The sequence below is a fragment of the Roseibium sp. SCP14 genome (assembly GCF_040329475.1).
In the GTDB taxonomy this organism is placed as follows: domain Bacteria; phylum Pseudomonadota; class Alphaproteobacteria; order Rhizobiales; family Stappiaceae; genus Roseibium.
In genome coordinates this window covers 324,451-351,154 of the sequence record NZ_JBDZYH010000004.1, presented here as the reverse complement: position 1 = coordinate 351,154, position 26,704 = coordinate 324,451, and the positions used below count along the sequence as shown (strand labels likewise).

Genomic DNA, 26,704 nt, shown 5'->3' with positions numbered 1-26,704 from the left:
CGATGCTGCAAAAAGCGTTCTATATCTTCGTCAAGATCGCGGTGCTTTTCCTTCTGGGGCTGAACGTTCGGCGAAAAGAACTATTGCCTTCGGATGGACCGGCAATCATCGTTGCCAATCACAACAGCCACCTGGACACGATGGTGCTGATGGCACTCATGCCGCTTTCCAGGCTAAAGGACATCAAGCCGGTTGCGGCGGCTGATTACTTCTTCTCTTCACCCAAAAAAGCCTGGCTGTCGGAGCATGTGCTGGGCATCATCCCGGTGGAACGCGGTGGCGCCGACAAGACTGAAGATCCACTGGAAGGATGTTACAAGGCATTGGAGGACGGCAAGGTCCTGATCCTGTTTCCGGAAGGTTCCCGTGGCGAACCGGAACAGATGACTGATCTAAAAAAGGGCATTTCCTACCTCGCGGAACGGTTCCCGAGTGCCCCTGTCGTACCGGTCTTCACACACGGGCTTGGCAAGGCTCTGCCGAAAGGCTCGTTTCTGCTCGTCCCATTCTTCTGCGATATTTTCATCGGAGAACCAATCACTTGGAAGGGAAACCGGATTCAATTCATGAACAGCCTGAGGGATCGTTTCACCCAGCTTTCAACGGAAAAGAACTTTGCGCCCTGGGAGTAGAACCCTGGCTGCACTCTGGGGCTTTGCCGAAGCAACCTTGTTCTTCATCGTTCCCGATGTTCTGCTGACGAGCCTTGCGCTTCGCTCCTTGAGAAAGGCCCTCTGGGCATGCCTCATTGCATCCGTCACCGCGGCACTCGGCGGCTCCCTGGTGTGGCTCGGCGCCGTCTGGTTTCCGGACCAGACGCATCAGTTGCTGTTACATGTCCCAGGAATCTCGGATGAAACTTTCGCCCGAGTTGAGCAGCTGCTGCAGGGTGGGTTCTACACCGGCATGCTGCAGGGTGCATTTTCCGGAGTTCCTTACAAGACCTTCGCCTTTACAGCAGGACAATCAGGCGTCAATCCGTTTGTGCTTTTCCTGCTGACACCACTGGCCCGGCTGCCGAGATTTCTATTGCTGGCCCTTTTTGTGGGCGGACTGTCCGTATTCATCGGGAACAGACTGCCTTCTGCTGCCAAGTTGGCAATCAGCCTTGCCCTCTGGGCAGTGTTCTACACGTTCTATTTCTCTGCCGTCGGGTGGTGACGGTTTCGTGTACGGCAAGGACATTGCCTTGCCGGACTGCATGGACAGCAAAGAACCAATCCGCCATCCACGCATCACTTCAACGCTTCGTGCCTATTCGGCTGCGGATTCTTCTGCTTCCGGCCCGGCCTCGGTGTCCTTGGCCTCTTCTGCAGCCTGTTCCGCTGCCGGCTTTTGAACGTCGAACTTTACTCCGAACGATCCTTCCGGCCAGTCAGCCGTCACCGTGTCCCCGGTTCCGATGTCTCCCTTGAGGATCTCTTCCGACAACCGCGCCTCGATAAGGGTTCGAATTTGCCTGCGCAATTCGCGTGCGCCGAATTCGGGCAGATAGCCTTCCGCGGCCACATGGTCGACCAGACTTTCGGAAAAGCCGAGCGTGATGCCCTGCCCGCGAGCGGCTTGCGCGACCCCTTCCAGTCGCAGCCTGACGATCTCCCGAATGTTGTCCTTCGACAGGGAATGGAAAACGATGATCTCGTCCAGCCGGTTCAGGAGTTCCGGACGGAAATAGTGGCGGAGCTTGTCCATGACGCCATGTTTCAGGTCGTCATACTTGGTCGCCGGGTTTGCTGCCAATTTTTCCTGGATGACTTCCGCCCCGACATTCGAGGTCGCAATGATGATCGTATTGGAAAAATCGATCATCCGTCCCTTGCCATCCGTCAGTCGGCCGTCATCGAAGACCTGCAGCATGACATTGTGGACTTCCGGATGGGCCTTCTCGATCTCGTCCAGCAACACAACGGAATACGGACGGCGGCGTACTCTTTCCGTCAGTTGACCACCTTCGTCGTAACCGACATATCCGGGAGGAGCGCCGATGAGACGTGCCACTGTGTGCCGCTCCATGTATTCCGACATATCGAGCCGGATCATCGCGTTTTCGTCGCCATAGACGATCGCCGCGAGAGCCTTGGCCAGCTCTGTCTTGCCGACGCCGGTCGGCCCGAGGAACAGCATCGTCGCGACCGGTCTGCCGCTGGCCTGAAGGCCGGAGCGTGCCAACCGCACCGCGAGGCTGACGGCCTTCACCGCCTCGTCCTGTCCGATCACCCGCTCATGCAGAAGGTCTTCCAGCTTTAGCAGTTTGTCCCGCTCTTCCTCTGTCAGTTCAGACACTGGAATACCGGTCAGCGAGGCGACAACTTCAGCAACATGGGCCAGTTGCACAACAGGCGTTTCGCCCCCAATGGAGGTTTTCCAGGTGTCCTCCTGGTCGGAGATCTCATCCCGCAGGGCATCGATCTGTTCGTCCAGCTCCTGCGCACGGTCATAATCCTTGTTGGCCTTGGCTGACTCGTGTTCGCGCTCGAGTTTCAGGAGTTCTTCGTCCTTTTCCAGAAGATCCTGAGGCCGCGCAGTCGCACCGATACGAACGCGCGCGGCAGCCGTATCCATGAGATCAATGGCCTTGTCAGGCAGGAAGCGGCTGGTGATGTAGCGGCTCGACAGGTCGACAGCCGCCGAGATCGCCTCGTCCGTGATGGTCACCTGATGGTGTGCTTCATATTTGTCCCGCAGACCCTGCAGGATCATCACCGTTTGCTCGGTAGTCGGTTCCGGCACAAGCACCGGCTGGAAGCGGCGTTCAAGCGCGGCGTCCTTTTCGATATGCTTCTGATACTCGTTGAGCGTGGTCGCACCGATCAGGTTGAGGTCACCGCGCGCCATCGGTGGCTTGATCACATTGGCAACATCCAGACCACCTTCGCCGCCGCCCTGCCCGGCACCCATGATGGTGTGCAATTCGTCGATGAAGACGATGACACTGTCCTTGTTGGCGGTGACTTCGTCGATGACTTCCTTGAGGCGTTCCTCGAACTCACCACGGTATTTTGAACCCGCCACCATGGAATTGATGTTGAGTTCAACAAGACGTTTTCCGCGCAATTGCTCCGGAACGTCATCATTGACGATACGTTGTGCAAGCCCTTCAATAATCGCGGTCTTGCCCACGCCAGGCTCGCCGATCAGAACCGGATTGTTCTTGGTACGCCGTGCCAACACTTCGATGGCCGACCCGATCTCCTTCGATCTGCCGATCACCGGATCCAGATCTCCCCGCCCAGCTGCCTCGGTGAGATCCCGGGAGAACTCGTCCAGTTTCGGCGTTTCGGACTGGGGTTTCGCACCACCTTCCGGTCCGGTCCCGACCACCTTTGCCGCTTTCTGGCGCAGGGCTTCTGGTGTCAGGCCATAGGTCTTCAGAACCTGGTTTGCGCGCCCTTCGCCGATATCCATGAGCCCGAGGAACATGTGCACCGGACCGATATATGTATTTCCGAATTCGCGGGAAATGCGAAACGCCGACTGCAAGGCCGCCTTGACGCGCGGTGAGACAGTCATCGACTTCTCGCCGTCTTCGTCTTCCGGCTTCTTCTCGACATCATTGAAGAAGTTGTGCTCGATATGCTGTTTCAAGTCCGATGCATTCAGCTTGAAACGTCGCAGAATGTCCTTGACCGATGGCGTGTTTGCCAGAACGTAGAGAAGGTGTTCCGTGTCAATGACGGAACCGCCCTGCTCATCAACGATCTGGGCAGCGGCCTGAAGCGCCTCGCGAGCCTCGTCGGTCAGGTAGCTCTCCAGATCAACCGCTTCGCGATCACCGAAACCAACCCCGTCGCTTCCTCCAGCCTCCCGCGCTGCCATGGCACGTGCGAGGTCTGAAAGACCGCCGGGATCCGACCCGAACATCTCGTCTCCGAAAAGAAGATCCATCGGCGAGGTCGACTGACGGCGCATCGCGAGTTGCTCGTAATGCTCCTGGCACAGTTCAACAACACTCCGGCGTCCGCCCCGGCGCACCTGCGCCCGGTATTCCGCACGTTTGCCGCACACATCGCAATATCCCTGTGCCATGCCATTCTCCTTAAATCCCTGATCCTATTAAGGATCCAATGCGGCAGTCCAAACGTTTTCGATTGGAGCGCCCACTTTTTCAATGAAAAGAGGTTAGGAAAAATGATTGGCAAAGGGAAGGCAGTTTTGACGACCAGTGCGCGCAAACCCTTCCAGTCTTTCAACCAAAAAGTGAGCTAACAGTCGGAACTGGTTTGCGCACGAACACCGTTTTCACATGCGGAAACAATGACAGAGGCGCCCCGGCGACAAGCAAAGGGCAGAGCCACTCATGCCTTGATCGGATACCGGTCAGCTTCCTCAAAGACATCAATCGCCTTGGTTCCGGCTTTGATGACCGCACCGTGCTCGACGCCGCTCGGGATATCGTAGATCGCGCCCGGACCAAGGGTCCGGGTTTCGCCGCCGATGGTGAACTCGATTTCACCATCCAGGACTGTACCCCATTGCGCCAGATGAGAATGCGGCGGCAGCACCATGTCTTTCTGAAAATCGAAGAAGACGACAAGCCCGGCATCGGAACGAATGGCATAACATTTCACGACATCTTCGGGAAACGGGATATCGAGAGCTGGAAATTTTCGAATAAACTCAGGCAATTGCATGATTTGTCCTTTGAAAGGAGGCAGGCGGCAATCATCAACAGAGCCTGCATCTGGCGCCCATTTGAACACGTCTTTGCAATAAGTATCCAGAAAATTGCAACGGCGCACGCTGCACGCAAAGAAACGCCGCGTATGCATAATGGGTGTCAGGCCTCCTCTCCCGATACCTTTTCCTGGTTGGTGCTTAAGTCTTTCCGGTCAGCAAAAGGCAAGCATTGCCCGCCTTTTGCCTGTTCAATTTCAGGATCAGGCCGCCGTTGAAACCTTTCCCCGGCAATCGGGTCGATCAATTGCCGCAAGCAGTTCTTCATCCTGCCCACGATCGGCGTTGGGTGTTGTCAGCAAGGTGTCGCCATAGAATATCGAGTTTGCCCCGGCAACAAGACAGAGGATCTGTGCCTCCCGGTTAAGGTCCGCCCGCCCGGCGGAAAGCCTCACGGTGGAGGCTGGCATGACCAGCCTGGCAGTTGCAACCATGCGCACCAGCTCCAGCGGATCGATGACCGCGCGGTCGGCCAGAGGAGTGCCAGCGACGGGAACAAGCGCATTGATCGGAACACTTTCCGGGTGCGGCTCGAACCTTGCCAGCACCTGCAGCATTGAGGCTCGGTCCTCTACGGTTTCGCCCATACCGATAATGCCGCCGCAGCAAACCTCGATCCCGGCTTCACGAACAGTATCGATCGTTTCGAGCCGATCCCCATAGGTTCTGGTCGAAATGATCTTGTCGTAGAATTCCGGGCTGGTGTCGAGATTATGGTTATATGCGGTGAGTCCCGCCGCAGCGAGACGCTCCGCCTGATGAGGTTTGAGCATGCCGAGTGTGACACAGGCCTCCATGCCAAGCGCCCGCACACCTGCGACCATCTCCAGAACGGCATCGAATTCCTTGCCGTCTCGCACTTCGCGCCAGGCTGCCCCCATGCAGAAACGCTCCGCTCCTGCGGACTTGGCATTGCTCGCCAACGCCAGCACTCTGGCCGGGTCCATCAACCGGTCCCGCGTGAGGTCGACTTCCCGATGATGCGCCGATTGCGGACAATAGGCACAGTTCTCGGGACAGCCTCCGGTCTTGATGGACAGCAGGCTCGCCTTTTGAACCTGATTGGGATCGTGGTGTTGCCGGTGAACCTCATTGGCCCGCCCCACAAGTTCAAGCAATGGAAGTTCGTGAAGGGCAACGATTTCTGACAGGTCCCAATCGCGCCTGATAGCACCGTCGGTAGCCGTCATTGCGCCACTGTCCGACGGGACTTGCGCCAGTTGGCAATCAGCGTGCAGGCCGCCGCAGCAATGCCTATCTTGACGAAATCGCCAAGAATGAAGGGTGTGAAGCCGTAGGCCAGCAGCTTGTCGAACGGAACGAATATCGCCAGCCAGGCTACTCCCATTGCGTAGGTCAGTCCGAGACCGACCAGCATGGATGCAAGCGTTCCGAAGAACCCTCTGCCGGCCGACAGGGTTCCGACAAGCCAGGAAGCGATCAGAAATCCGGCCAGATACCCGCCGGTCGGGCCGACCATATAGGCGAGCCCGATCCCTCGCTCCGGAGTGCCGGAAAAGACCGGATAGCCGGCGGCTCCCAGCGCCAGATAGGTCAGGAAGATGGAGGTCGCAACTCGCGGCCCGAGGCAAGCGGCAAATCCCATGACTGCCAGTGTGTGCAAGGTCATGGGAACCGGCCAGAACGGAATTTGGACTTTCGCCGCGAGCGTCATCAGCGCTGCGCCTGCAACAACAAGTGGAACGGTTTTGGCTGCCTGCCCGAGATTATCGGTCAGGCTTTTCGATGTTGAGATCATGCTTCTCGCTTTTTATAGATAATTTTCACCGTCTAGAGATAGATAAATCCACAATCAGCGATTCAAGACAAGAAATATCTGCAAATTATCTATAAAACTGAGATTTAGCTATTCGAGTAGAGCCTGCTGGCGACTTGCCACCCAGCTTCACATGCCGCCCAAGCAGGATTGCAGCCCCATCGACATCCCCTTTGCGCAATGCCACAAGAATGGCCTGGTGATCCCGGTCAGACGGAGCTTCCCATTCCGCTCGCCACCCGGAGAACAGAAAGCGTGCACTTGCAGCATGAAGATCGTCTATGGATTTCAGAAGGCGCGGCATCCTGCAGGGTGCGAGTATCGTCCGGTGAAAGGCTCTGTTGGCGTTTTCCCAGGTCTGCACATCACCGGCATGATCACCCGCCCTGGAAGCCACTTCTGCTTGATCCAAAATGGCTTTTGTCAGATTGGGGGCAGCATTGCGCAAAGCAAGAACTTCAAGCGCCGCTCGCATTTCAGCAACTTCACGCACTTCTTCAACGCTGAACCCCGCAACTCGCACACCCCGCCTCGGCTCGCTGACCGCCAGCCCCTGCGCTTCCAACCGCCTGAAAGCCTCGCGCACAGGCACATGACTGGCACCGAATTCTTCAGCGATATGGTCCTGGCGCAACTTGGCTCCGGGCTCGAGTGCACCTGAGATTATGCGGCCAGCAAGCGCTTCACTGATCCGCCCTGCAACAGTGTCATCCTTCATGATCGCCATATTTTATAGATAAAATGAAAACACACCATCGTCGAATTGCTTGAAAGGCTGTCAGTGGCCGCAGCAGTGCCTCTGTTTTAAAAGAACGCCCCTTACTGCAGCATCCCCAATGCCGCACCAGCCGGTCTTAACTGCCCAGAACTTCTTTCACGGTGGTCGCAAGCTGTTTCAGCGTGAACGGTTTCGGCAGGAAGTAGAACTGCTCACCTTCCGGAAGATTTTCCTCAAATGCATCTTCCGCATATCCCGAGACGAAGATGATTTTCAGGTCAGGACGGGTTTTGCGCAATTCGACCAGCAGCGTCGGGCCATCCATTTCCGGCATGACCACGTCGGACACCACCAGGTCGACCTGACCATCGGTCTCTTCCATCACTTCCAGCGCCTCGTTACCGGAACCGGCTTCGTAGACCGTGTAACCCCGCGATGCGAGCGCACGCGCCCCAAATGCGCGGACTGCTTCCTCGTCCTCTACCAGCAGGATCGAGGCGGAACCGGTGAGATCGGCAACCTTCTCCGGTTCGGCTTCCTTGGTTTCCGGCTTCACCTCTTCAACGAATGCAGGGATATGACGTGGTAGGAACAATCGGAATGTCGTGCCTTCATCCACTTCCGAAGTGCAGAAGATGAAACCGCCGGTTTGCTTGACGATGCCGTAAACCGTCGACAGACCGAGCCCGGTCCCCTTGCCGACTTCCTTGGTGGAGAAGAACGGATCGAAGATTTTTTCCATCACGTCCGGCGGCATGCCGTGACCGGTATCTTCCACCTCAACCAGAGTATATTCCCCCGGCGGCATGCCCCTGGTGTTTTCGAACTGGGTGGACTCAGCTTCCTGGACGTTCTTTGTGCGGATCGTCAGGCGGCCGCCGTCAGCCATGGCATCGCCTGCATTCACCGCAAGGTTGACGATCACTTGTTCGAGCTGGTTGAGATCGGCCATCACCGGCCATAGATCCCGCCCGTGTATCACCTTCAGCTCCACTTTCTCACCGAGCAGACGGTCCAGAAGGATCGAAAGATCAGCCAGCACATCGTTCAGTTCAAGCTGCTGAGGCCGCAATGTCTGCCGGCGCGAAAACGCCAACAACTGCCGCACGAGACCGGCAGCGCGGTTCGCATTCTGCTTGATGTTCATGATGTCCTGGAAGGACGGATCGGTCGGACGGTGGCTGGCAAGCAGAAGATCCGAGAAACCGATGATCGCGGTCAGGACGTTGTTGAAATCGTGGGCAACCCCACCGGCAAGCTGTCCGATTGCCTGCATCTTCTGACTTTGGGCAAACTGTGCCTCCAGCGCGCGTTGCTGGGTCGTCTCCAACGCATAAACGATTGCCGTTTCGCCGTCGCCCTCTCCGTCCTGCACCGCAGACACGTAAAAAGTCGCCGAGCGGGGGTCATTGCCCTCCACAAGCGGAATATCGATTGGCGCAATCTCGCCGATCCCCTTTGCCGCGGCGGATAGCGCCTTTGACAGTTCTTCCCGCCCGCTATCGGCCACATAGGCTTCCAGTTTCGGCGATTCATCATCGGTATCGATTGCACCGAAGAGCTTCAGGAACGGCGCGTTGGTTCGCAGAACCCGGCCTTCCTTGTCCAGCGACGCGATGGAAATCGGGGTGTTGTTGAAGAACCTGGCAAAGCGCACTTCCGCCGCGCGCAGTGCTTCTGACGCCTCTTCCCCACGAGAGCGGTTCAGAACCAGAGTACGGCTGTCTCCAGGCTGGCCGTTTTCGCCGAACGGCACGCGGTGCAACAGCCGGACCGGGAGACCGCGACCATTCCTGGTAACGAAATCAAGGTCGAAGGTCTCGCTCTTGACCTCACCAGCCTGCCCTTTTACCGAACGGATCAGTTCCGTTCCGTCTCCGCGAACGATCCCGGAAAGGTCCAGATCACCTGCATCGAACTGGGCAAGATCATAACCAAGCCAGTCGGCCAGGGTTGCATTCAGATAGACGATGCGGCCTTCGGCATCGCAGGAAAAGAACCCGGCGGGTGCGTGGTCAAGGAAGTTGATGACACGTTGCAGTTCCTGGAACGAGTTTTCCTGTTCGGCCCGGTCGCGGGTAATATCAGCCAGTTGCCAGACCGCCATCGGCTTGCCGCCGCCGCGCTCCTTGGAAACCTGCAGCGGACGAACGGAGACCCTGTACCAGCGGGCCGTGCCTTCCGCCCGGCCAAGCGGGACCGGCATGCGGATTTCTTCCTGGGCACGCCGACCGTCGCGCATCGCCTGGGAAAGGCGGAAAATGGCATCAGCAGCGTCTGGATCCGAAGAAAACACACGTTCAACAACGCGAATGTCGGCAGCTCCCTCAGCACCTGTCAGATCGGCATAGGCCTTGTTGGCATAGACAAGCCGCCCTTCTTTGTCGGTGATAAGCGCGCCATCCTCCAGCGTATCAACAAAGGCGGAAGCAAGCGGATTGGCCTCACCCGGACGCGCTGAAAGGCGTAGAAATCCAATCGCTCCGGCAAACAGGCAGAACACACCGATAACGGCCAGGATTCCGAGCAGCGCAAGGATGAACGGCTGCGCGACTTCACGGTCCATAACCGCAAAGGCAGCAGCCGCACCGACGAGCAGTAGCGCCAGACCTATTAGCAGGCCAATATTCCCGGACCGCTCCGGCCGGCTGATCATCGGCCCGCTCGGCGCTCCGTCCATGTCACTCATCCGTCCTGTCTCCCCGGCCCGATTCGCTTTACCCAAGGCCGTACTCAAGCATTCTGTGCTTATTACCTAATTTCAACTGATATGAGGCCATGTCCTGTTGAAATTCACCCCTTTACCCAAGGTTCGGACGAACAAGAACCTTCCAACGACTTATTTCGCACGCCAGGAAGCCCGTTTGCGCATTCGGAAGACGAAACCGATAACTTCCGCGACAGCCTTGTAATGCTCTTCCGGCACTTCCTGATCTATGTCGACCGTTGCGAACAGCGCGCGGGCGAGTGGCGGATTTTCAACAACCGGCACCTCGTTTTCCTTGGCAATCTCACGGATTTTCAGCGCAACCGCATCCGTTCCCTTTGCCAGACAGAGCGGCGCCCCCATACCTTGCTCATATTTGAGAGCAACCGCGTAGTGAGTCGGGTTGGTAACAACAACGGTTGCCTGCGGTACTGCCGACATCATGCGCTTGCGCGATCGCTCCATGCGCAATTGCCGGATCTTGCCCTTGACCTGAGGATCACCTTCCGTCTGCTTGTATTCTTCCTTCACTTCTCGCAGCGACATCTTCTGCTTGTTGAACCATTTGTGACGCTGGTAGACAAAATCCGCCCCTGCGACCACGGTCATCACTGCCAGTATGGCAGCCAGAAGCTGCAGGATCAGCACCCTGGCTTCAGGCAGAATGACGCCGACTTCCGCAAAGATCATGATGTCGGCTTCATCCCGGTGAGGCCACATCACCGCGACCATGATTGCGCCGACAATTGAAATCTTCGCCATGCCCTTGGCAAAGTTCACCAGGCTCTCGGACGAAAACAAGCGTTTGAAGCCTGAGGCGGGAGACACTTTCGACAGTTTCGGCTTGATGGTCTCTGCAGTCAGCAATGGCTGATGCTGCACCAGATTGCCCGCTACCGCCATGATCACGAGTACGATCAACGGCAGCCCGACGATCAGCGCCACGGATTGCCCTGTATCCCGCCAAAGGGCTTTCAGCGCATAGCCGTCGACAGGGATCTGATGCGCGTGTTCGATATACCCCTTCATCAGATCGCCCAGTGAAGCAGCCGTTCCTGGAGCAAAAATCGCAATCATCAGGGTCGCACCAGCCAATGTGAACCAGGTGCTGACTTCCTGCGATTTGGGAACGTCCCCCTTGTCATGCGCTTCTTTCAAGCGCTTTTGCGTGGGGTCCTCTGTCTTTTCCGAGTCGTCGGTATCGTCAGCCATTCTGCAGCGCTACCCCACGATGAACTTGCCGAGTGATTCCTGGAAATGCTCAAGATAGAACATCATCAGGGTCACGATCAGTGCCATGAGCAAAAACAGCCCGACCGCGATGTTCACGGGCATGGCGATGAAGAAGATCTGCATCTGCGGCATCAGCTTGTTCAAAAGCCCGAGGCCAAAATAGAAGACCAGACCGACGACCAGAAACGGTGCACTCATGCGCACCGCGATTGAAAACACATGCGCGACGGTCTCCGTCGCATTCTGGGTAAAATCTCCCACCGGCGGCGCAAAGCCTGGCGGAAAGATCGAAAAGCTGTCGTAAAGAGCCGCGATTATGAGGTAGTGGGTGTCGGTGACGAACACCAGCGTTATACCGAGAATCGACAGAAAGTTGCCGTAAAGCGCACCTTGCTGCCCTTCGTTGGCAATATCCGTTCCGAGAGCAAAGGCAAGACCCGACTGGTTCGCCATTATGACGCCCGCAATCTGCAGAGCAGAGGTGATCATTCGAGCGCAAAGACCGATACCGAAACCAATCACCAGCTCGCCGGCAAGCAGGATCAGGAGTTGGGCCAAATTATCGGTCAGGTTTGCCGGGTACTGTGGCGCGCCGACGGGATAAAGCACTAATGTGACCGCCAGCGCGATCGTCAGACGAAACCGCATTGGGATGGAGCTTTCACCCAAGGCAGGCAGGAGCATGATCATCGTGCCGAGGCGCGCGAACATCAGCATGAATGCAGCGGCTACATCTGGCAGAAAATCTAGCTGAATGGTCATGAGGGGCCGTGACCTATCCTGTTGTCAGGATCATCTCCGTCACCCGTCCCATGAACGCTTCAAGCAACTGGCTCATGAAGGGCAGGGAAATCAGGATCGTGACGAAGATGGCCAGGATCTTGGGAACGAAAACCAGCGTCATTTCCTGGATCTGGGTGAGCGCCTGGAACAGTGCGATGACGACACCTACGAGCAACCCGACAATCATCGTCGGCCCCGCGACCAAGATCATGGTCCACACCGCTTCGCGTGCAAGATCGAGTACTTCGCCGCCGGTCATTCATCGCCCCCAAAAGCCGGTTAGATCGGCATCCGCATGATTTCTTCATAGGCGGAAATGACCCGGTCACGGACCGTTACCATCGTCTCCAGAGCGACCTCGGTTTCCGCAACAGCGGTTACAACATCCACGACACCGGTCTTGCCTTCGATCATTCCGATCGCCTTGTCGTCGGCCGCACGCCCCTTGTCGACCACGGTTTCCACCGCTTCCTGGACCATCTGGCCGAAGTCGACACTGTCGCGCTGAGCACCAACATCTTCCGCGGCACGGGCCTGTTGCTGCAGTTTCGCCGCCATCTGGTAGGCATTGTTTGCAATCGATGCTGTGGACATAGCGATTGCCCCCTTCCCTTAATCAGTTGCTGCGGCTCAAGCTCGCAGGATGTCGATTGTCCGCTGCAGCATGCGCCGCGTGGATTCAATGACGTTCAGATTTGCCTCGTAAGACCGCTGCGCCTCGCGCATGTCCGTTGTCTCGATCAGCGTGTTCACATTGGGCAACTGCACGTAGCCGTTGGCGTCAGCCGCCGGATGCCCGGGCATGTAGGTCGTTTCAAATGGCGATTTGTCTTCAGCGATTTTGCCGAGCTCCACCAGGTCGGCACCGATTTCCTTGTCGAAATGATTTTCGAAGGTCGGAATTTTCCGCCTGTAAGGCTCTTCGTCCGGTGTCCGGCCAGTGGAATTTGCATTCGCAATATTCTCCGCGATGACGCGCATTCGTCCATTTTGCGCCTTCAACCCGCTTGCGGAAACGAACAGCGATTTTATCAGGTCCATCTACCTGCCCTCCAAATCTGTTTGGGCGTCTTATGCATTTTTCGACAAGGCGGTTCGGATCAATCCAAGCCCCTTGGTGTAGAGACTCGTTGCAGCCTGGAAATCCATCTGGTTCTGCGTGATCTTCATCATCTGCTCTTCCAGATTGACACTGTTGCCGCTTGGGGTGACCTCAAAGGAATCCCGTCTTTCCGTCTTAACGCTGCCGGAACTGGAAATGCTTCCTGAAATGTGACCGGCCTTGGTGACGTTTGTCGACACTCCAAAGCCTTCACGCGCGATATGGTCTTCGAACGAATAGGTTTTCACATCGCGCGACTGGTAGCCCGGCGTATCGGAATTGGCGATGTTTTCCGCCAACACGCCCTGACGCGTCTGATGCCACTGCATCTTGGATCTAAGCGCCTGAAACAGCGGCAAATCCGTAAAAGCCATTCAGTTCACCATTTGTTAACCCACTAGGCAATGATTGCCGACCAAATGGTTAATGAATGGTTAACGCTTACGCAGCGCCACGTTGCAAACCCTTCAAAAACCAGTGGAAGAGCGCAACAATCTTTTGCATTTCGCAAAATGAACACCTTCCGCGACAGGCAAATTTTTCCGCCCTCTGTTAACTTAAAGGCCTAGTGAGATTCGAAGCGAAACAGCAAGCAGCGGTAGCCAGCCCAACAAACGCCATTCGAATTCGAACGACGGTGAAATGCGGAAGAACTTAGGGTTTCGGGGCAAACATTCGGCGAAAAGACTTTTCCCGATTTACTGGGGATAAGCACGAAAGTCCTCAATTGAGGCCCAATACCCAAGTAACCGGCAATCGCATTCACACCGCAGGCAGAGGCGGCACGAGGAAAAAATGTACGATTGGATTGAAACAACCTTCAACGTGAGCGGGGGCGTGACCCAGGCAATCGCTGTGATTTTGGCTCTTGGGGCCGTTTTACTTCTGTTCAGTCTGTTTATTTTCATCCTCAAACGGCTGACGGGCGCCAACGTCACACACAGCAGAAGCAGGCAACCCCGTATTGCGGTGATGGACAGCGCGACCGTCGACACCCGGCGCCGCCTCGTTCTTGTTCGGCGGGACAATGTTGAACACCTGATCCTGATCGGCGGACCCAGTGACGTGGTCGTGGAGCAAAACATCGTACGCAACGCCCCACTCCCAACGCACCGCTCTATCCCCGTCACCACGCAGCCCGTCGGTACATCGATCAAGGCACCGTTGGCTCCTGGTCCCAACATTCCGCTCCGACCGGACGACAGCATTGCAGAAACAGATCCATTGACACCGCCTGCTCCGATCGAACCTTTCACGCCACAACTGTCCTCCACTCCCGTGCCCAACGTTGACGACACGCCTGTTGCTGCGGAAAAGGAAGCTCCGGTGCCAAGCGTGACGCCTCTCCCCGAAAACGGAAGTTCTTCTGAGAAAAGGGAACCCTCGTTGAGCTTCGGCGATGAAAAGATCGAGAAGAAGGCAGAAGGTTCCGGCGGGAACGGCCGCGCGGCGGAACTTCTGCGCGCAGCAATGCAGAACGGCTTCAACCGCGCGACAACCAAGGCTCCGGACAGTGCGCCCGAAACAGACAAGAAGATCGATAAGGAAGAACCTGCCGAGAAAAAAGTTGCGGCACCGCTCGCCGCACCAGCTGTGAAACTCGCGCCGGCTTCCGCCCCTTCTTCAGCGGAATTGACCGTAAATCCCGAGATCAATCCTTCAGCACCGGTCAAACCGATCGGCCGCCCCTTTTCTCCGAAGGATCGACCATCATACGGTGGACATTCCATTTCACCGCCCGCGTCAGGCCCGGCGGCCCGCGCAAAGACTGCCCTGTTCAAGGCGGCCTCTTCGACCGCCTCCGATGCGAAAATTGAACCGGTCGTCGGCAAACCGTCTGGAGTAACATCCCAAGACCTAACGGAAGAGAAAGTCTCAACGTCAGTATCTTCCAAGTTTTCCGTAAAAGCGCCTGACATCAAGTCTCCCGCTCCGAGTGTTACGGCCCCGGAGCTGAAGACCTCGGAAGCGGAAAAGGCTGCCGGAGACACCAAGACAGCTGACAGCACCAATGCAACAGATCAGGTGGCATCTGTTTCTGACAGTTCCGCCCAATCTCCGCAGGAGACTAAATCTGACGACACGCGGCCTGAAGGCATCTCCGTATCTACCGAGAAATCTGCGCCAGAGGTCAAACTGGATCTTGGTCTTGAAGACCTGATCGAGGAAACGAGCGAAAACACGCCGGCAACGGCTTCTGACAAGGAAGAAGCCAACAAGGCCGAGGACAAAGAAACGGAAGCATCTCAATCCCAAAAGCAGCAGCAACAGCAGACCAAGGCGGCAGCCCCTGAGGCAAAAAGCCTGAGCGAAAAAAATCCGATTGAAGATGAAATGGCAAAACTGCTGGATGAATTGGGTGGGCAGCCAAACTGATGACACGTGAGGTTCGCTCGCCGCATTGGTTTCGGCCGGCCTATTTATTGTTCGCGCTCTCGGCGCTCCTGGCCTTTGCGGCCGGCCCTGCGGTCGCTCAGGAAATTTCGGTCGGTTTCGGTGACGATGCCAGCCTGACCGAACGCGCAGTCCAGCTCGTCGTTCTTTTGACGATCCTGTCGCTGGCTCCGTCGATTCTCGTGATGGTGACGAGCTTTACCCGGATCGTGGTGGTTCTTTCCCTGCTCAGGTCTGCGATTGGATTGCAGACCGCCCCACCCAACATGGTCATGGTCAGTCTGGCCTTGTTTCTGTCGGCGTTCATCATGATGCCGACGCTGCAATCGGCTTATGATGCCGGAGTTCAGCCCCTTATCGACGGCGACATCGAGTTCAATCAGGCCTATGAGCGCGCGTCCGAGCCGTTCCGGGGTTTCATGCTGTCTCAGGTTCGCGAAAAGGACCTCGCGCTCTTTCAGGAACTTTCCGGTCAGGATGCCCCGGAAGGACCAGATGACCTTTCCATGGCGACGCTCATCCCCGCATTCATGATTTCAGAGTTGAGGCGGGCATTTGAAATCGGCTTCCTGCTCTATTTGCCGTTTCTCATCATCGATCTGGTCATTGCCTCCGTTCTGATGTCCATGGGCATGATGATGTTGCCGCCGGTTGTCATTTCCCTGCCTTTCAAGCTGATCTTCTTCGTCCTCGTGGACGGTTGGAATCTTGTGGCTGGCTCCCTGGTCAAGAGTTTCGGCGGCGGATAGCCTCATTTTTCATGCGAATCTCACCCACTTTAGCGCTTCACCTCGACATTTTCGGCAGCAAACAGAGGGCCTTTAGAGTTCATCCTCACCACAGGGTGAAGCGTTCGCTTGAACTTGCCTAGATTTTTACAAATCCGTTGGAATCCCCTGCGTTCGCGGTCGGCAAAAGTAGAAGAATATTAAGATAGCGATGGCACAATTGCCCTTTCATTTAGGAGGCTGACACGCCTCAAAACCTATAGTGGTAAAGTGTGATAAGAGACCAACTTGAAAAACTCGCCAGGCTCAAGGAACCGGAGGCGAGATCAAAGCTTATCCGTACGCTCGTCGGAGAGTATGCGCGGTCGGAAGACCATGACCCGACGGAGCTGGAGCGGGAGCTCTTTTCAAAGATTGTGCTCTCTGTCTTTGATCAGCTGGATCGGGCAGCTCGATATGAGCTCGTCGTCCGTCTGGCCAAGACTGACCGCATCATTTCCGAACTCGCCGACCGCTTGGCAGAAGAAGACTACGACCTGTCCGAACCCGTCATCGAGTGTTCTCCGATGATGAGTCAGGCGGCGCTAATGCGCATCGCGAAATCCGGAGGCAACAACAAACGCCTTTCGGTCGCCCGGCGGTCCGATCTGGGTGAAGAAATCACCGATACATTGATTGCCAGAAGCAGCCGGAATGTTGTTCATGCTCTTCTGGACAATCTCGATGCACCGTTTTCCGTCAAGGGCACCCTTGCTCTTCTTATCTTCGCAAACACCGAAGTCGAAGTTCTTTCCGGAATTGCAAAGCGGGCCATGAAGGACGAGGACTTCCTCGAAACTCAGATGTATGTGTTGGAGACCAACTGTCCGCTCATTCCTCCTCCGCTTGAGAAAGCCTTGCGATCCGGAGACCTGAGCCGGCTGGCCCGGGCCATCGACGATCTTGAACGCGATGGTGACATCGAACTGGATGGCGTTTTCTATTCCCGCCACGAAGCAAGCATTCAGATCGCAAACGGTGAACTGTCTTTTGATGCCATTCTCAGGACCCTCTTTGAAGAAGAGCGCCTGGACGCCGCGATCTGGCTGATCAGCCGCAAGATCAATCTTGCCGACGACGTGGTCGCAGATACGCTGAAATCTGATGCGGATGGCGCCATCATGCGCCTCATGTTGCAGACGGGCATCCATGAGAAAACCTACCGGGACTTCCTGAAGGCACGCTGCGAATGGCTTGACCGCAGCACCAGAACCATTCCGGAGCTGGTGATGCGCTACAAGGCTGAACTGAAAAAGCCCAAACAGTCCAGAGCTCCCCAACCTGCCCTGAAATCCGCTGCGGGTTAACTGACCGCTTTAACCGGCCGTGTCCTCGGCACCGTTCCCCACCGCCGCCTGGTCGGGAGAGCGTCGCGGTGACATGTATTGACGGCGGTATTCTTTCAGGAAGGTTTCAAGGGAGTCGACATCAGCCAGGCGATTGGCGACTTGAAGAAACTCCACGCCCTGCGCGTCGACAGGACGGGTGACGACCTCAAAGGCAAATGCTTCCGGACTGTCCGCCATCTTGGTCGTGTACTTGGTCTGCAAACGTTCAAGGCTCAACTGGTCGCCTGCGAGCGAATAGGCGATTCCGGCACGCAAGATGTCCCGGCGCTCGAGGTCATCCAGCGGGATGTTGTCGGACCAGCGAGATCCATGCATGGCTTCCAGCTGCTCGCCTGCATCACGCCAGCTCTCGGCAGCCCAGAACGTATCGGCCCTCAGACGGTCTACATCGGTTCCGCGCATGTTGCGCACCAGTTCCAAGGCAAGGTCCGGCCGGCCGTTTTCGGTAAGTGCCCGTGCTTCGACAATGTTGCGTTGACGCTCGAGCGTAGATGGCAGGCTGGCCTGGCGTGTCCGGTTCAGAACCCGGAGAGCCTCATCAGGCTTGCGATCCATCAGATAAATTGCGGCAAGGTCGGATGCGATCTGGGCCCGTGCTGCTCCCTTCAGGCGGTTGTCCACCTGATGACGCAGCAATTCGGTTGCCTGGTCGAGCAGGTCGACCTCAACAAGACGCTTTGCAAGCAGACGAACCATTTCATCGCCCTGGCGGCCAATCGGTGTCAGCTCCCGAAAATCGTAGTAAAGCGCGAGAGCTTTGACGGGTTGCATCTCGTCCGCCTTTCCATCGAGGAACAGGGCGTTGAAGAGACCGTTCATCTCTTCCTGCAGCAGGCGTGTCGTATCTGAATCGGCATCCGCCTGTACTGCGGATTTCATCGCCTCGAAGGCTTCTCTGTATTGACCCCGCTCAGCGTAAAGCTGTGACAGGAACCGCAGGGTCTTGAGTTCGATTTCGTCTCCGCGCCAGGACGTTGCCAGGCTCGCCAGCCGGTCGATGGTTTCGTCGACGCTCAATTCGCCATCCCGATACCGAATGCGCAGCGCCCGGTATTCGGCTTCCGCAGAACGAGGACGATCGTCGGAGCGCGTCACGAGGTCGAACACGGTGAGCGCTTCCTGCGACCGTCCTGAGGCATCAGCAACCCGTCCGCGAAGAATATCGTAGCGTGCGGCCTGGGCTCGCGTGACTTCACTCGGCTCGATCTCGGCAAGCATGCCATTCGCGATACCGAAGTCATTCACCTCCACCATTGCCTGCGCTGCCGCCAGCTTGAACTCGGTCTGAATGGCTGTCGGATAATTGCCAACCACGGCCCGCCCCCGTGGCATGACGATGCGCGCCTGTGTCCAGTTGCCCAGCTTCACATCAACGATTGTCTGCCAGATAGCGGCATCCGGGCTGTTCTTGAGATCCGGACGGTTCAGGTGGTCGTAGGCTTCTTCCGGGCGCCCTGCCATTGTCTGTGCAGCACCCATCATCAGATTGAAGGAACTGTCTTCAGCAAGAGCTGGTTCTTCTTCCAATGCCAGGGTCATCAGGCCCAGGGCTTCCTGAGCAAACTGGTGCGCCAGATAAAACCTCGACAAGGCAATCAAAGGCTTGCGCCGCTTTCCCTCCGGAGCATTCGACAGACGGTCCTGCAATTCCATGAGGCGGGACCTGTATCCACCGGGACCTTCCGTGCTCAGCGACACGAATTCAATGAAATTGGATTCCTCGGAATCGACGATCGTGTTGAACGCACCGGTGCCCCCGCGTAAATGACGGTTCGAAAGGGAAAGTCCACCAGCCCTTTCGATCAGGACGTCATCCCCCAGAATTTTCATCTGGACACCATCAGACTTCGCAGCAACCGCGATCCCCTGGGCAGAGCTCAGCGCATCCAGGTCGACAAACTTCTGAGGCTTCAACAATCCGCGCGGTGGTCCGAAACCGGTAATCAGGGAGATCCTGTCTCCGACAAACGGATCCGTAATCTCGCGAATGTTCTGCGGATCCTGATAAAGAACCCGCAACACGGATTCACCATCTCCGCGAACGGTGCGCTCAAGCTGTAACGGAATGGACGGCTCCAAAATCAGGTCGCCGATAACCAGCGACCACGCATTTCCGTCGACACCAACGGTCGCCAGAACCGGATCATTCAGGTCAAGTCGAAGAATCTGATAGTCGTCGAATTGCTGAACATCGATCGTATCCGCAGTCTCCGCCAATGCGGAGATCATACCACGGGTATCGATCGTCGCATCCGTATCAAACACAAGCCAGATGCTGTCGTTGCGCCGGAATACCGCCGTGGAGACCGGTTCTGAAAACGGGAAGACCACCCGAACGGTATTTCCGATTCTGCGTGCTTCAGCCGAAACGAAGTTTCGAACTTCCGCTGCGAAGTTTTCCGGCGGCTGCTCGGGCGATGGTGGCAGTTGATCCAGATCCTGTCCACCGGTTGCACGCCAGACTTCCGGCTCGGCATTTGGTCTGCTTGGCAGTTGAATACCTGCCGGAACTTCACTGTTGCCGAACGATGGATTGTTCTCGATCCGAACCGGAGCTGCCTGTAGCGGCACATTTTCACTGTTGCCCGTAACCGGGCCCTGCGCAGGCTGCAGCGTCGGGATACCGTTGCTATCCCCTGCCCTGTTTGGTGTCCGTTTCTGTGAAGACCCGACTTGCTGCTTGGAAAGATCGAGCATTGGTGCGCGACGGACAATCTCTCCTTCGTCCGGATCAACATCTGTCAACGGCAATGCACCCGGGCTCGCCTGAGCAACGACAATACTTTCCTGCAGGCTCACGCTGGCCCCGTCATCGGCAGAACCCGCCGTTGCAATCGCGGATGTTATGAGGTCGTCAACACTGTCATTGGCGCTCTGACCTGCTACAGCGACAAGCAACTCCGGTGCAGGAAGCGTTTCGACCGCCGGAGCGGTCGTGATGGCGTTCTCTTCTACAGCGACAAACACTGCTTCTGGAGGGGCCTGCGCCAGAACTTCCGGCTTCGTTCGCGGAACCATTGCGACTTCACGCTCAATCGACAAGGCCTCGCGACTGGTTTCGTCGGAAAGCGTTTCGCTTCCGACCACAGCAACCCGTGTTTCCTCGCCTGCAGGATCAACGACCAAAGATGACCTGGCTTCCTCATCGCTTTTCGTCCCACCCAGGGGCATCACTGTATAAGCGGGAGATTCATCCGCGCGGCTTTCCTTCAGAACGCCGCCACCTGAAGAAGCCGGTCTGCTGTCGGCCGGCAATCCTCGAGGGTCCTTGACCTCCCGCGTATCGCGCAATCCGGGAGCCGTGATCATGTCCTTGCGGTTTTCGTTATCCGCAACAGACAGCTCTTTGTTGATCAACGCATTCGCCGGATCATTTGGTTGCATGTTTTCCGGGGTTACATCGATCACATAGGTCTGTTCTTCACGGAAGGCACGGATATCGACTGAAGGCTCCACACGCATCAGAAACTTCAGCTTGCCCTTGTCCAGGAACGATGTCGCGTCGATCACGCCCTGAGGCAGGTGTGCCCTGAGATGGGAAATGTCCAGCTGCGCCGGATGATTGAAGGTCAGCTTGACGATATCGTTTTCACGCACAAATGCCGTATCGAATTTGATCGACCAGTCGAATACCAGCCTGGTGAAAGTCGGGTGCTCACCGACATGAAGGGTAACCTCCGGCCCCTCCTGAGCCTTGAGTCGGGCCTGTTCGAGCGCGCGGACCTTGCGCATGGCAGCCTCTGCCCGCTTGGCCAATTCGCGAACGACATCGTCGGGCAATCCCGGGGGCAGGCCCTGCCAGCTCATCGGCAGAATATCCACGAAGAGCTTCTCTCCGGCCTCGAGCGTGTTGATCTGAAACTGGTTTTTAAGTGCAAAACGTATTGCGCTGCCATCCGGGTCGCGGCGAGCAATCGTGACATAATCACCCAGATCAAGCGGGACATCATCGACGTTGATATCTACCGGTTCCTCGAAGGAGATCCGCAGAACACCCCCCGTAATGACCGCATCATAGATTGGAAGCAGCGTGCGATCCTTGAACGTCAGGACGATACGCCCGTAGCCTTCTTCAGGCAAAACTTCCAGATCCACGGGCTCAAGCGTTTGCGCCTGAACGGTAGGCACGTCCGTCACAACCAGACAGGCCACACTCATCCAGAAAGCTGCAATCAGGCGCAGCAAAGCGCTTCCGCTGCCTTTCAGGGCAGATCCGCAACTTTTACAATTGGTCAGGAATGGTCCCGGCAAGTCGTTCAGTCCTCGGATGGCAACAACACGTTATTGTTAGTTGGGTGTCGTTAACGTGCCCTTACGCGTTCCTCAAAAATCCGCCCTTTTCTCTCAGTTTGACGGGATCTTCGGCAGCATGTCCGGAGCAGACGCCTGCATGGGTTGAGCCGGGTCGGCAGGAGCCGAGGAGTTGCTGGCGATTGCCACTGTCAATTGTTCCGCTGCATCCGGAGACATCTTGGCCAGGACATCCGCCATTTTCCGCGGTTTCATTTGTCGGACCACCTTCAAAAGAATGGGCAGGCTCAGTCGGTTAAAAATGCGGGCTGCGTCCTTGGGTTTCATGCTTTCGTACATGGTCACCAGCCCTGCAATTTCGTTGTCTTCCTGCTTTTTCTTCTCTTCAACCGCGGCCTCGATCCGCTCTTCAAGCTTCTTCAGCTCATCGACGCGTTTCTGGATGCGCTCTTCGGTCGCTTGTAACAGTTTCTCGCGCAGGTCCAGCTGCCCTTCCTGCGCCTGTAGCGACTCTCTTCGCTTGCCAAGACTTTCCAATACCGCGCGCTCTGCTGCAGAACCGCCGATCTCAAGATTGTCCGGCAGGACCGGTTGCTCCGGCAGATCGCCGCCCGCTGGAGGAGGAGGTCCTCCGTCAGCAGCCATCTCGACTGGCGCTTCACCATCTGCAGGTGTTTCCTGTGCGACTGCACCGTTGATGGGAAGCTTGCCGCTGTCCGGCCCCAGCGTAAGGCCAAGCAGCTTCAAGGCGAGCAAAGCACTCGCCGAAACTCCCAACAATGGCAACAATCTCAAATTCATGCGGCGGCACCGTTGCGTCTGCGGAACTGCTCAAGCCGAGCGGTTGCTTCAGCCGCCGCGCTGCGAATATCCGATGCGCGACTTGTGCGCTTCCGCTCAGGCTCGACCTGCGCTTGTTGTGTCGGGTATTCGCCCGAAGGAGCATAGCCGGCAGTCTGTGGCGCGTATGAGGGTGTTTCGCTTTGTGAATGCACTCGATTGGCTTCGTTCTGGCTTGCCGCCTCGCGATGGGTTGCAGCGGAGCGGGCCGCCTCGGCAATTTGCGTGATCCGGGTGAAGATTTTCTCTCCCTCACCGACTTGCTCCGCCAGCGTCTGGGACATGCCCTCTGCCTGTTTGAGACGAGAGCCGAGTGTCTTGTCGGCTTCTGAGGCAGTTGTCTTCAGTCCCAGGATGGCGCGCTCGGCAATTTCCGTTGCGGTCATCAGCTCTGAGATTGTGGCCCGCAAAACCTCCTCGTCCGCACGAAGGCGCTGCAACCGCTTGTTCAGCATCCAGCAGTAACCGATTGTAATCAGCAACAGAACCGCAACCAGCCCTTCAATGATCATTCCGAGTGGCAAAGTGCTCATGGTTGCTCCATTTCGTTTTGCATGGCGCGCTCGAAAGCAGCCAGTGTCATTTTCGGCTTACGCAAATTCTTTGCGACACGGATAGCGATGGAATCCTCGACCTTGCCGAGCGTTCCTTCGGTCAGAGGGACGTTGCCGCATTTGATGGTCACCGGATCGGCCGGATCGACATCGAACACTAGCGTTTGCCCGATATCCAGGCTGAGTACCCGGCCAAGCGGCAGATAGGTTTCGTGCAGAACCGCGTCGACTTCGATCTCCGCGGCGTGAATCTCGGTCGCCAGATGGCCTTCCCAGATTGGGTCGCGGCCGAACTTCTCGCCCATGAACATCTGAAGCAGCAGATCACGGATCGGCTCCAGCGTTGCATACGGCATCATGATCTCAACCGAGCCGCCCCGGTCTTCCATATCGATGCGCAGTTCGACCAGGATGGCTGCGTTCGCCGGACGGGAAATCGCCGCAAAGCGGGGGTTCGTCTCAAGACGCTCAAGATTGAAATGAACGGGCGACAAAGGTGCAAATGCCTGTTCCGCGTCCTGCAGAATCAAAGACACCATCTGCTGCACGAGGCCGGTTTCAATCGTCGTATAAGGACGGCCCTCTACACGCACGGCCGAGGTACCACGCCCACCGCCAAGCAACACGTCGATGATCGAGTAAATCAGGCTTGATTCAACCGTGATCAGGCCGAATCCATCCCATTCCTCAGCCTTGAAAACACCGAGAATGGCAGGCAGCGGAATGGAATTTAGATAGTCACCGAAACGAACCGAGCTGATGGAATCCAACGACACTTCAACGTTGTCGGACGTAAAGTTGCGAAGCGAAGTCGTTGTCAGGCGAACCAGGCGGTCAAACACGATCTCGAGCATCGGCAGACGCTCGTAGGAAACCATCGCCGAGTTGATGAGTGCCCGGATACCGCTTTGGTCACCTGCAATCGTGTCCTCGATGTTGAACCCGAGGAGATTATCGATTTCTTCCTGGTTCAGGACACGGTCAGCGCCGCGGGTGGCATTTTCCAGATCGGGTTCACTGTCATCGATCATGGCCGCCCATTGCGCTGCCATGTCGTCGGAACTTCCCGCTCCCTGCTCTTCGAGGGCTGCGCCCCAGGCAGCAGCTAGGTCTTCATCGTCGTCGCCACCAGCTCCCTGCTCGGCAAGAGCAGCGCCCCAGGCGTCGGCCATGTCCTCTTCAGACAGGTCATCTTCGTCGTCGACGTCAGCCATTCATTCCATCACTGTACAAGGATTTCCTTGAACAGGACCCCCTCAACCTTCGCCGGATAGACCGACAAATTGATCCGTCTGAGCAATTCTTCCTTCAGACGGAACAGACCAGCAGACCCTTCCAGGTCCGCGGGGCGTAGTTCACGCAAATAGATCTGAAACGCATCCAGAATACGCGGCAGAAACGGTTGTATCTGCTCGATCATCGAGCGGTTTTCAACTTCCAGCGCTATCCTGACCTTGAGATAGGTCGTGCGCCCATCCGTTGCCAAGTTCACCGTCATTTCCGGCAGGTCGTAGAAGACAACCGGTTTCTGAACTTCGACAGGTGCGTCGGTGCCGTCTGGAGACGGTATCGGCGCATCCGACCCCATCAGAAAGTAATAGGCCGCCCCGCCCGCACCGAGCAGAACCACCAGACCGATACCACCAAACAGAAACAGCTTCTTTTTGCCACCGCCGGCAGACTCTTCGGCTCCATCTTCGGCCTCATCACCAGCTGCGGCGTTTTCATCAGCCATTCCGCACCCCGCTCCAGTTAGCGCACGCGCGCTAATTATTACTAAAGAGTTAATGGTTAACGAATGGTTACCAACCCGTTAACGCGAGTCACCCGGCAAAAATTGCCAAGTGGTTAACTTCTGCCGGAATCTCTTGCCGCACGCACCCTCCCGTTTTGATTTTTACCCAGATTTCCCAAGGATTTAAAAACTGGCACGCCATGTGCATTAACGTTAACGAGCTCGCAGGTCTGGGGAGACTGGCCGGCTCTTCGGGGAGCAAAAGGAACCGTTCATATGGAGAACGCTCAGTTAGTCGCCTTATCCAGGCAATCGATCTTGCGGAATCACCTCGACGTGATCGCCAACAACATGGCGAACATCAACACGAGTGGTTTCAAGTCTCAGGAAATGTCCTTCGTCGAGTACATCATGCCGGTTGCCGATGGCACCGCGTTTGAGCCGGCGGATCGCGAAATTTCGTACGTGGACATGTTTACGACGCGGACCAATTTCGAACCCGGTACGGTAAATCTTACGGAAAACGAATTCGATCTGGCATTGAACAGCGAAGGATTCTTCGTTGTGCAGATGGAAGACGGCACTGAAGCCTATACCAGGAGCGGCGCTTTCCAGCTTGACGCCACCGGTCAGCTTATCACCGCAAACGGACGCCCTGTCCTGACCGATGCCGGCGCCATCACTTTTGCCCGCGAAGACGGACTGATCGAAATCGCCGCAGACGGAACAATCGCGACCGAACTTGGCATTCGCGGAAAGATCCGTGTCGTGAACTTCGACGATGTCCGCACGCTGGAGAAAGTCGGCGACACCATGTTCAAGGGTGAAAACCCTGTGCAAGTCGCAGATGCCCGCATTATCCAGGGCGCAGTTGAAGGCTCGAACGTCTCAGGCGTTTCCGAGGTCACCCGGCTCATCGAAGTAACCCGTGCCTACGACGCCACCTCGAAATTGGTGAAAGACCTTGACGAACTTCGCCAGCAGGCGATTTCGACTCTCGGCCGAATTCAAGCCTAACCGGTTAAGGACTTAAGACGATGAAAGCACTCCATATCGCCGCGACCGGCATGAAGGCCCAGGAACTGAATGTCGAGGTCATCTCGAACAACGTCGCCAACATGCGCACGACCGGTTTCAAGAAACAACGAGCGGACTTCCAGGACCTCCTCTACCAGAACCTTCGTCGCATGGGCACCGAGACCTCTGATACGGGCACGATTGTGCCGACCGGGATTCAGATCGGTTCAGGCGTCAAGATCGCCTCGACCGCCCGCATCATGTCCCAGGGCTCACTTGAACAGACCGGTAAGGAACTGGACGTTGCAATCCGCGGTGAAGGTTTCTTCCAGATCGATCTGCCGGACGGAACCACCGGCTACACCCGGGACGGGTCGTTCGAGCGTGACGCAAACGGCCAGCTGGTGACAGTTGACGGCTACGCGGTCAATCCGGGCATCACCATTCCCGAAACGACGCAGGACATCACCATTTCCAATACAGGTGAAGTCCAGGGTGTCGATCAGGCGGGCAATACGGTTCAACTCGGTCAGGTTCAACTGGCGCGTTTCGTGAACAAGGCTGGTCTGGAAGCGATTGGTGACAATCTGTTCCTTGAGACCGATGCAAGCGGCGCTGCCGAGACCGGTAATCCAAATGACAATGGATTTGGCAGCCTTCAACAGTACTTCCTGGAAATGGCCAATGTCGATGCGGTGACGGAAATCGCCGACCTGATCTCGGCCCAGCGCGCCTATGAGATGAACTCCCAGATCATCCAGGCCGCCGACGAAATGTACTCCACCACCACCAACCTTCGCTAA

General features: G+C 56.7%; 24 protein-coding genes. 7 read left to right on the top strand and 17 right to left on the bottom strand.

The features are described from left to right. Window positions 1-2: 2 nt before the first annotated feature. On the top strand, window positions 3-632 hold the full coding sequence (locus ABLQ08_RS18595) for a lysophospholipid acyltransferase family protein (RefSeq protein ID WP_352945013.1): 630 nt from the start codon (window positions 3-5) through the stop codon (window positions 630-632). Beyond that, window positions 616-1,161, top strand: coding sequence for a YqaA family protein (locus ABLQ08_RS18590; protein WP_352945011.1), 546 nt, complete (start codon window positions 616-618; stop codon window positions 1,159-1,161). Before ABLQ08_RS18595 ends, ABLQ08_RS18590 begins: the two co-directional genes overlap by 17 nt. Window positions 1,162-1,254: 93 nt before the next feature. On the opposite strand, the gene ABLQ08_RS18585 is transcribed toward ABLQ08_RS18590, so the two are convergent. The 12 genes from ABLQ08_RS18585 to flgB form a co-directional block, all read right to left on the bottom strand. Beyond that, window positions 1,255-4,026 carry an ATP-dependent Clp protease ATP-binding subunit gene (locus ABLQ08_RS18585; protein ID WP_352945009.1) on the bottom strand — a complete coding sequence of 924 codons (2,772 nt, stop codon included), beginning with the start codon at window positions 4,024-4,026 and terminating at the stop codon, window positions 1,255-1,257. A gap of 269 nt (window positions 4,027-4,295) precedes the next feature. Beyond that, entirely contained in the window at window positions 4,296-4,631 is a 336-nt protein-coding gene (locus tag ABLQ08_RS18580; RefSeq protein WP_352945007.1) for a cupin domain-containing protein, read from the bottom strand. Window positions 4,632-4,877: 246 nt separating this feature from the next. Next, entirely contained in the window at window positions 4,878-5,864 is a 987-nt protein-coding gene (gene bioB / locus ABLQ08_RS18575; protein WP_352945005.1) for a biotin synthase BioB, read from the bottom strand. After that, window positions 5,861-6,433: a biotin transporter BioY gene (locus ABLQ08_RS18570; RefSeq protein WP_352945003.1), complete on the bottom strand. Its 573-nt coding sequence runs from the start codon at window positions 6,431-6,433 to the stop codon at window positions 5,861-5,863. The genes bioB and ABLQ08_RS18570 overlap by 4 nt, the downstream gene beginning before the upstream one ends. Window positions 6,434-6,518: 85 nt before the next feature. Further along, a complete protein-coding gene (locus ABLQ08_RS18565; RefSeq protein WP_352945001.1) occupies window positions 6,519-7,178 on the bottom strand; it encodes a GntR family transcriptional regulator in 660 nt (219 codons plus the stop codon). A 127-nt stretch (window positions 7,179-7,305) separates the two neighbouring features. Next, a complete protein-coding gene (gene cckA / locus ABLQ08_RS18560; RefSeq protein ID WP_352944999.1) occupies window positions 7,306-9,858 on the bottom strand; it encodes a cell cycle histidine kinase CckA in 2,553 nt (850 codons plus the stop codon). 150 nt (window positions 9,859-10,008) lie between these two features. Beyond that, a complete protein-coding gene (gene flhB / locus ABLQ08_RS18555; RefSeq protein ID WP_352944997.1) occupies window positions 10,009-11,088 on the bottom strand; it encodes a flagellar biosynthesis protein FlhB in 1,080 nt (359 codons plus the stop codon). A gap of 9 nt (window positions 11,089-11,097) precedes the next feature. Further along, complete coding sequence (gene fliR / locus ABLQ08_RS18550; protein WP_352944995.1) at window positions 11,098-11,871, bottom strand: flagellar biosynthetic protein FliR; 774 nt, start codon at window positions 11,869-11,871, stop codon at window positions 11,098-11,100. A gap of 13 nt (window positions 11,872-11,884) precedes the next feature. Next, on the bottom strand, window positions 11,885-12,151 hold the full coding sequence (gene fliQ / locus ABLQ08_RS18545; RefSeq protein ID WP_297580833.1) for a flagellar biosynthesis protein FliQ: 267 nt from the start codon (window positions 12,149-12,151) through the stop codon (window positions 11,885-11,887). Window positions 12,152-12,171: 20 nt separating this feature from the next. Beyond that, window positions 12,172-12,486, bottom strand: a complete 315-nt coding sequence (locus ABLQ08_RS18540) for a flagellar hook-basal body complex protein FliE (protein ID WP_352944993.1) — start codon at window positions 12,484-12,486, stop codon at window positions 12,172-12,174. Window positions 12,487-12,522: 36 nt separating this feature from the next. Next, window positions 12,523-12,933 (bottom strand): flagellar basal body rod protein FlgC, encoded by a 411-nt coding sequence (gene flgC, locus ABLQ08_RS18535; protein WP_352944991.1) that lies wholly within the window; start codon window positions 12,931-12,933, stop codon window positions 12,523-12,525. Window positions 12,934-12,963: 30 nt separating this feature from the next. Continuing rightward, window positions 12,964-13,368, bottom strand: a complete 405-nt coding sequence (gene flgB, locus ABLQ08_RS18530) for a flagellar basal body rod protein FlgB (RefSeq protein WP_352944989.1) — start codon at window positions 13,366-13,368, stop codon at window positions 12,964-12,966. 421 nt (window positions 13,369-13,789) lie between these two features. Here flgB and ABLQ08_RS18525 point away from each other — a divergent pair, with 421 nt between their 5' ends. The 3 genes from ABLQ08_RS18525 to ABLQ08_RS18515 all read left to right on the top strand — a co-directional run bounded on the left by ABLQ08_RS18525 (window position 13,790) and on the right by ABLQ08_RS18515 (window position 17,462). After that, window positions 13,790-15,370 (top strand): flagellar biosynthetic protein FliO, encoded by a 1,581-nt coding sequence (locus ABLQ08_RS18525; RefSeq protein WP_352944987.1) that lies wholly within the window; start codon window positions 13,790-13,792, stop codon window positions 15,368-15,370. Then, window positions 15,370-16,137 (top strand): flagellar type III secretion system pore protein FliP, encoded by a 768-nt coding sequence (gene fliP, locus ABLQ08_RS18520; RefSeq protein WP_352944986.1) that lies wholly within the window; start codon window positions 15,370-15,372, stop codon window positions 16,135-16,137. Before ABLQ08_RS18525 ends, fliP begins: the two co-directional genes overlap by 1 nt. 251 nt (window positions 16,138-16,388) lie before the next feature. Next, window positions 16,389-17,462, top strand: a complete 1,074-nt coding sequence (locus tag ABLQ08_RS18515) for a DUF2336 domain-containing protein (RefSeq protein ID WP_352944984.1) — start codon at window positions 16,389-16,391, stop codon at window positions 17,460-17,462. A 9-nt stretch (window positions 17,463-17,471) separates the two neighbouring features. Here the strand turns inward: ABLQ08_RS18515 and ABLQ08_RS18510 are convergent, their stop codons facing one another. From ABLQ08_RS18510 to ABLQ08_RS18490, 5 genes are all read right to left on the bottom strand, one after another. After that, window positions 17,472-21,662, bottom strand: a complete 4,191-nt coding sequence (locus ABLQ08_RS18510; RefSeq protein ID WP_417714934.1) for a tetratricopeptide repeat protein — start codon at window positions 21,660-21,662, stop codon at window positions 17,472-17,474. A 186-nt stretch (window positions 21,663-21,848) separates the two neighbouring features. Next, window positions 21,849-22,556: a MotE family protein gene (locus tag ABLQ08_RS18505; RefSeq protein ID WP_352944980.1), complete on the bottom strand. Its 708-nt coding sequence runs from the start codon at window positions 22,554-22,556 to the stop codon at window positions 21,849-21,851. Beyond that, entirely contained in the window at window positions 22,553-23,128 is a 576-nt protein-coding gene (locus ABLQ08_RS18500) for a DUF6468 domain-containing protein (protein ID WP_352944978.1), read from the bottom strand. The genes ABLQ08_RS18505 and ABLQ08_RS18500 overlap by 4 nt, the downstream gene beginning before the upstream one ends. After that, on the bottom strand, window positions 23,125-24,321 hold the full coding sequence (gene fliM, locus ABLQ08_RS18495) for a flagellar motor switch protein FliM (protein WP_352945585.1): 1,197 nt from the start codon (window positions 24,319-24,321) through the stop codon (window positions 23,125-23,127). The genes ABLQ08_RS18500 and fliM overlap by 4 nt, the downstream gene beginning before the upstream one ends. A gap of 50 nt (window positions 24,322-24,371) precedes the next feature. Continuing rightward, window positions 24,372-24,884: a flagellar basal body-associated FliL family protein gene (locus ABLQ08_RS18490; protein WP_352944976.1), complete on the bottom strand. Its 513-nt coding sequence runs from the start codon at window positions 24,882-24,884 to the stop codon at window positions 24,372-24,374. Window positions 24,885-25,160: 276 nt separating this feature from the next. Here ABLQ08_RS18490 and ABLQ08_RS18485 point away from each other — a divergent pair, with 276 nt between their 5' ends. Beyond that, window positions 25,161-25,901: a flagellar hook-basal body complex protein gene (locus ABLQ08_RS18485; RefSeq protein ID WP_352944974.1), complete on the top strand. Its 741-nt coding sequence runs from the start codon at window positions 25,161-25,163 to the stop codon at window positions 25,899-25,901. A 20-nt stretch (window positions 25,902-25,921) separates the two neighbouring features. Next, window positions 25,922-26,704 (top strand): flagellar basal-body rod protein FlgG, encoded by a 783-nt coding sequence (gene flgG / locus ABLQ08_RS18480; RefSeq protein ID WP_352944972.1) that lies wholly within the window; start codon window positions 25,922-25,924, stop codon window positions 26,702-26,704.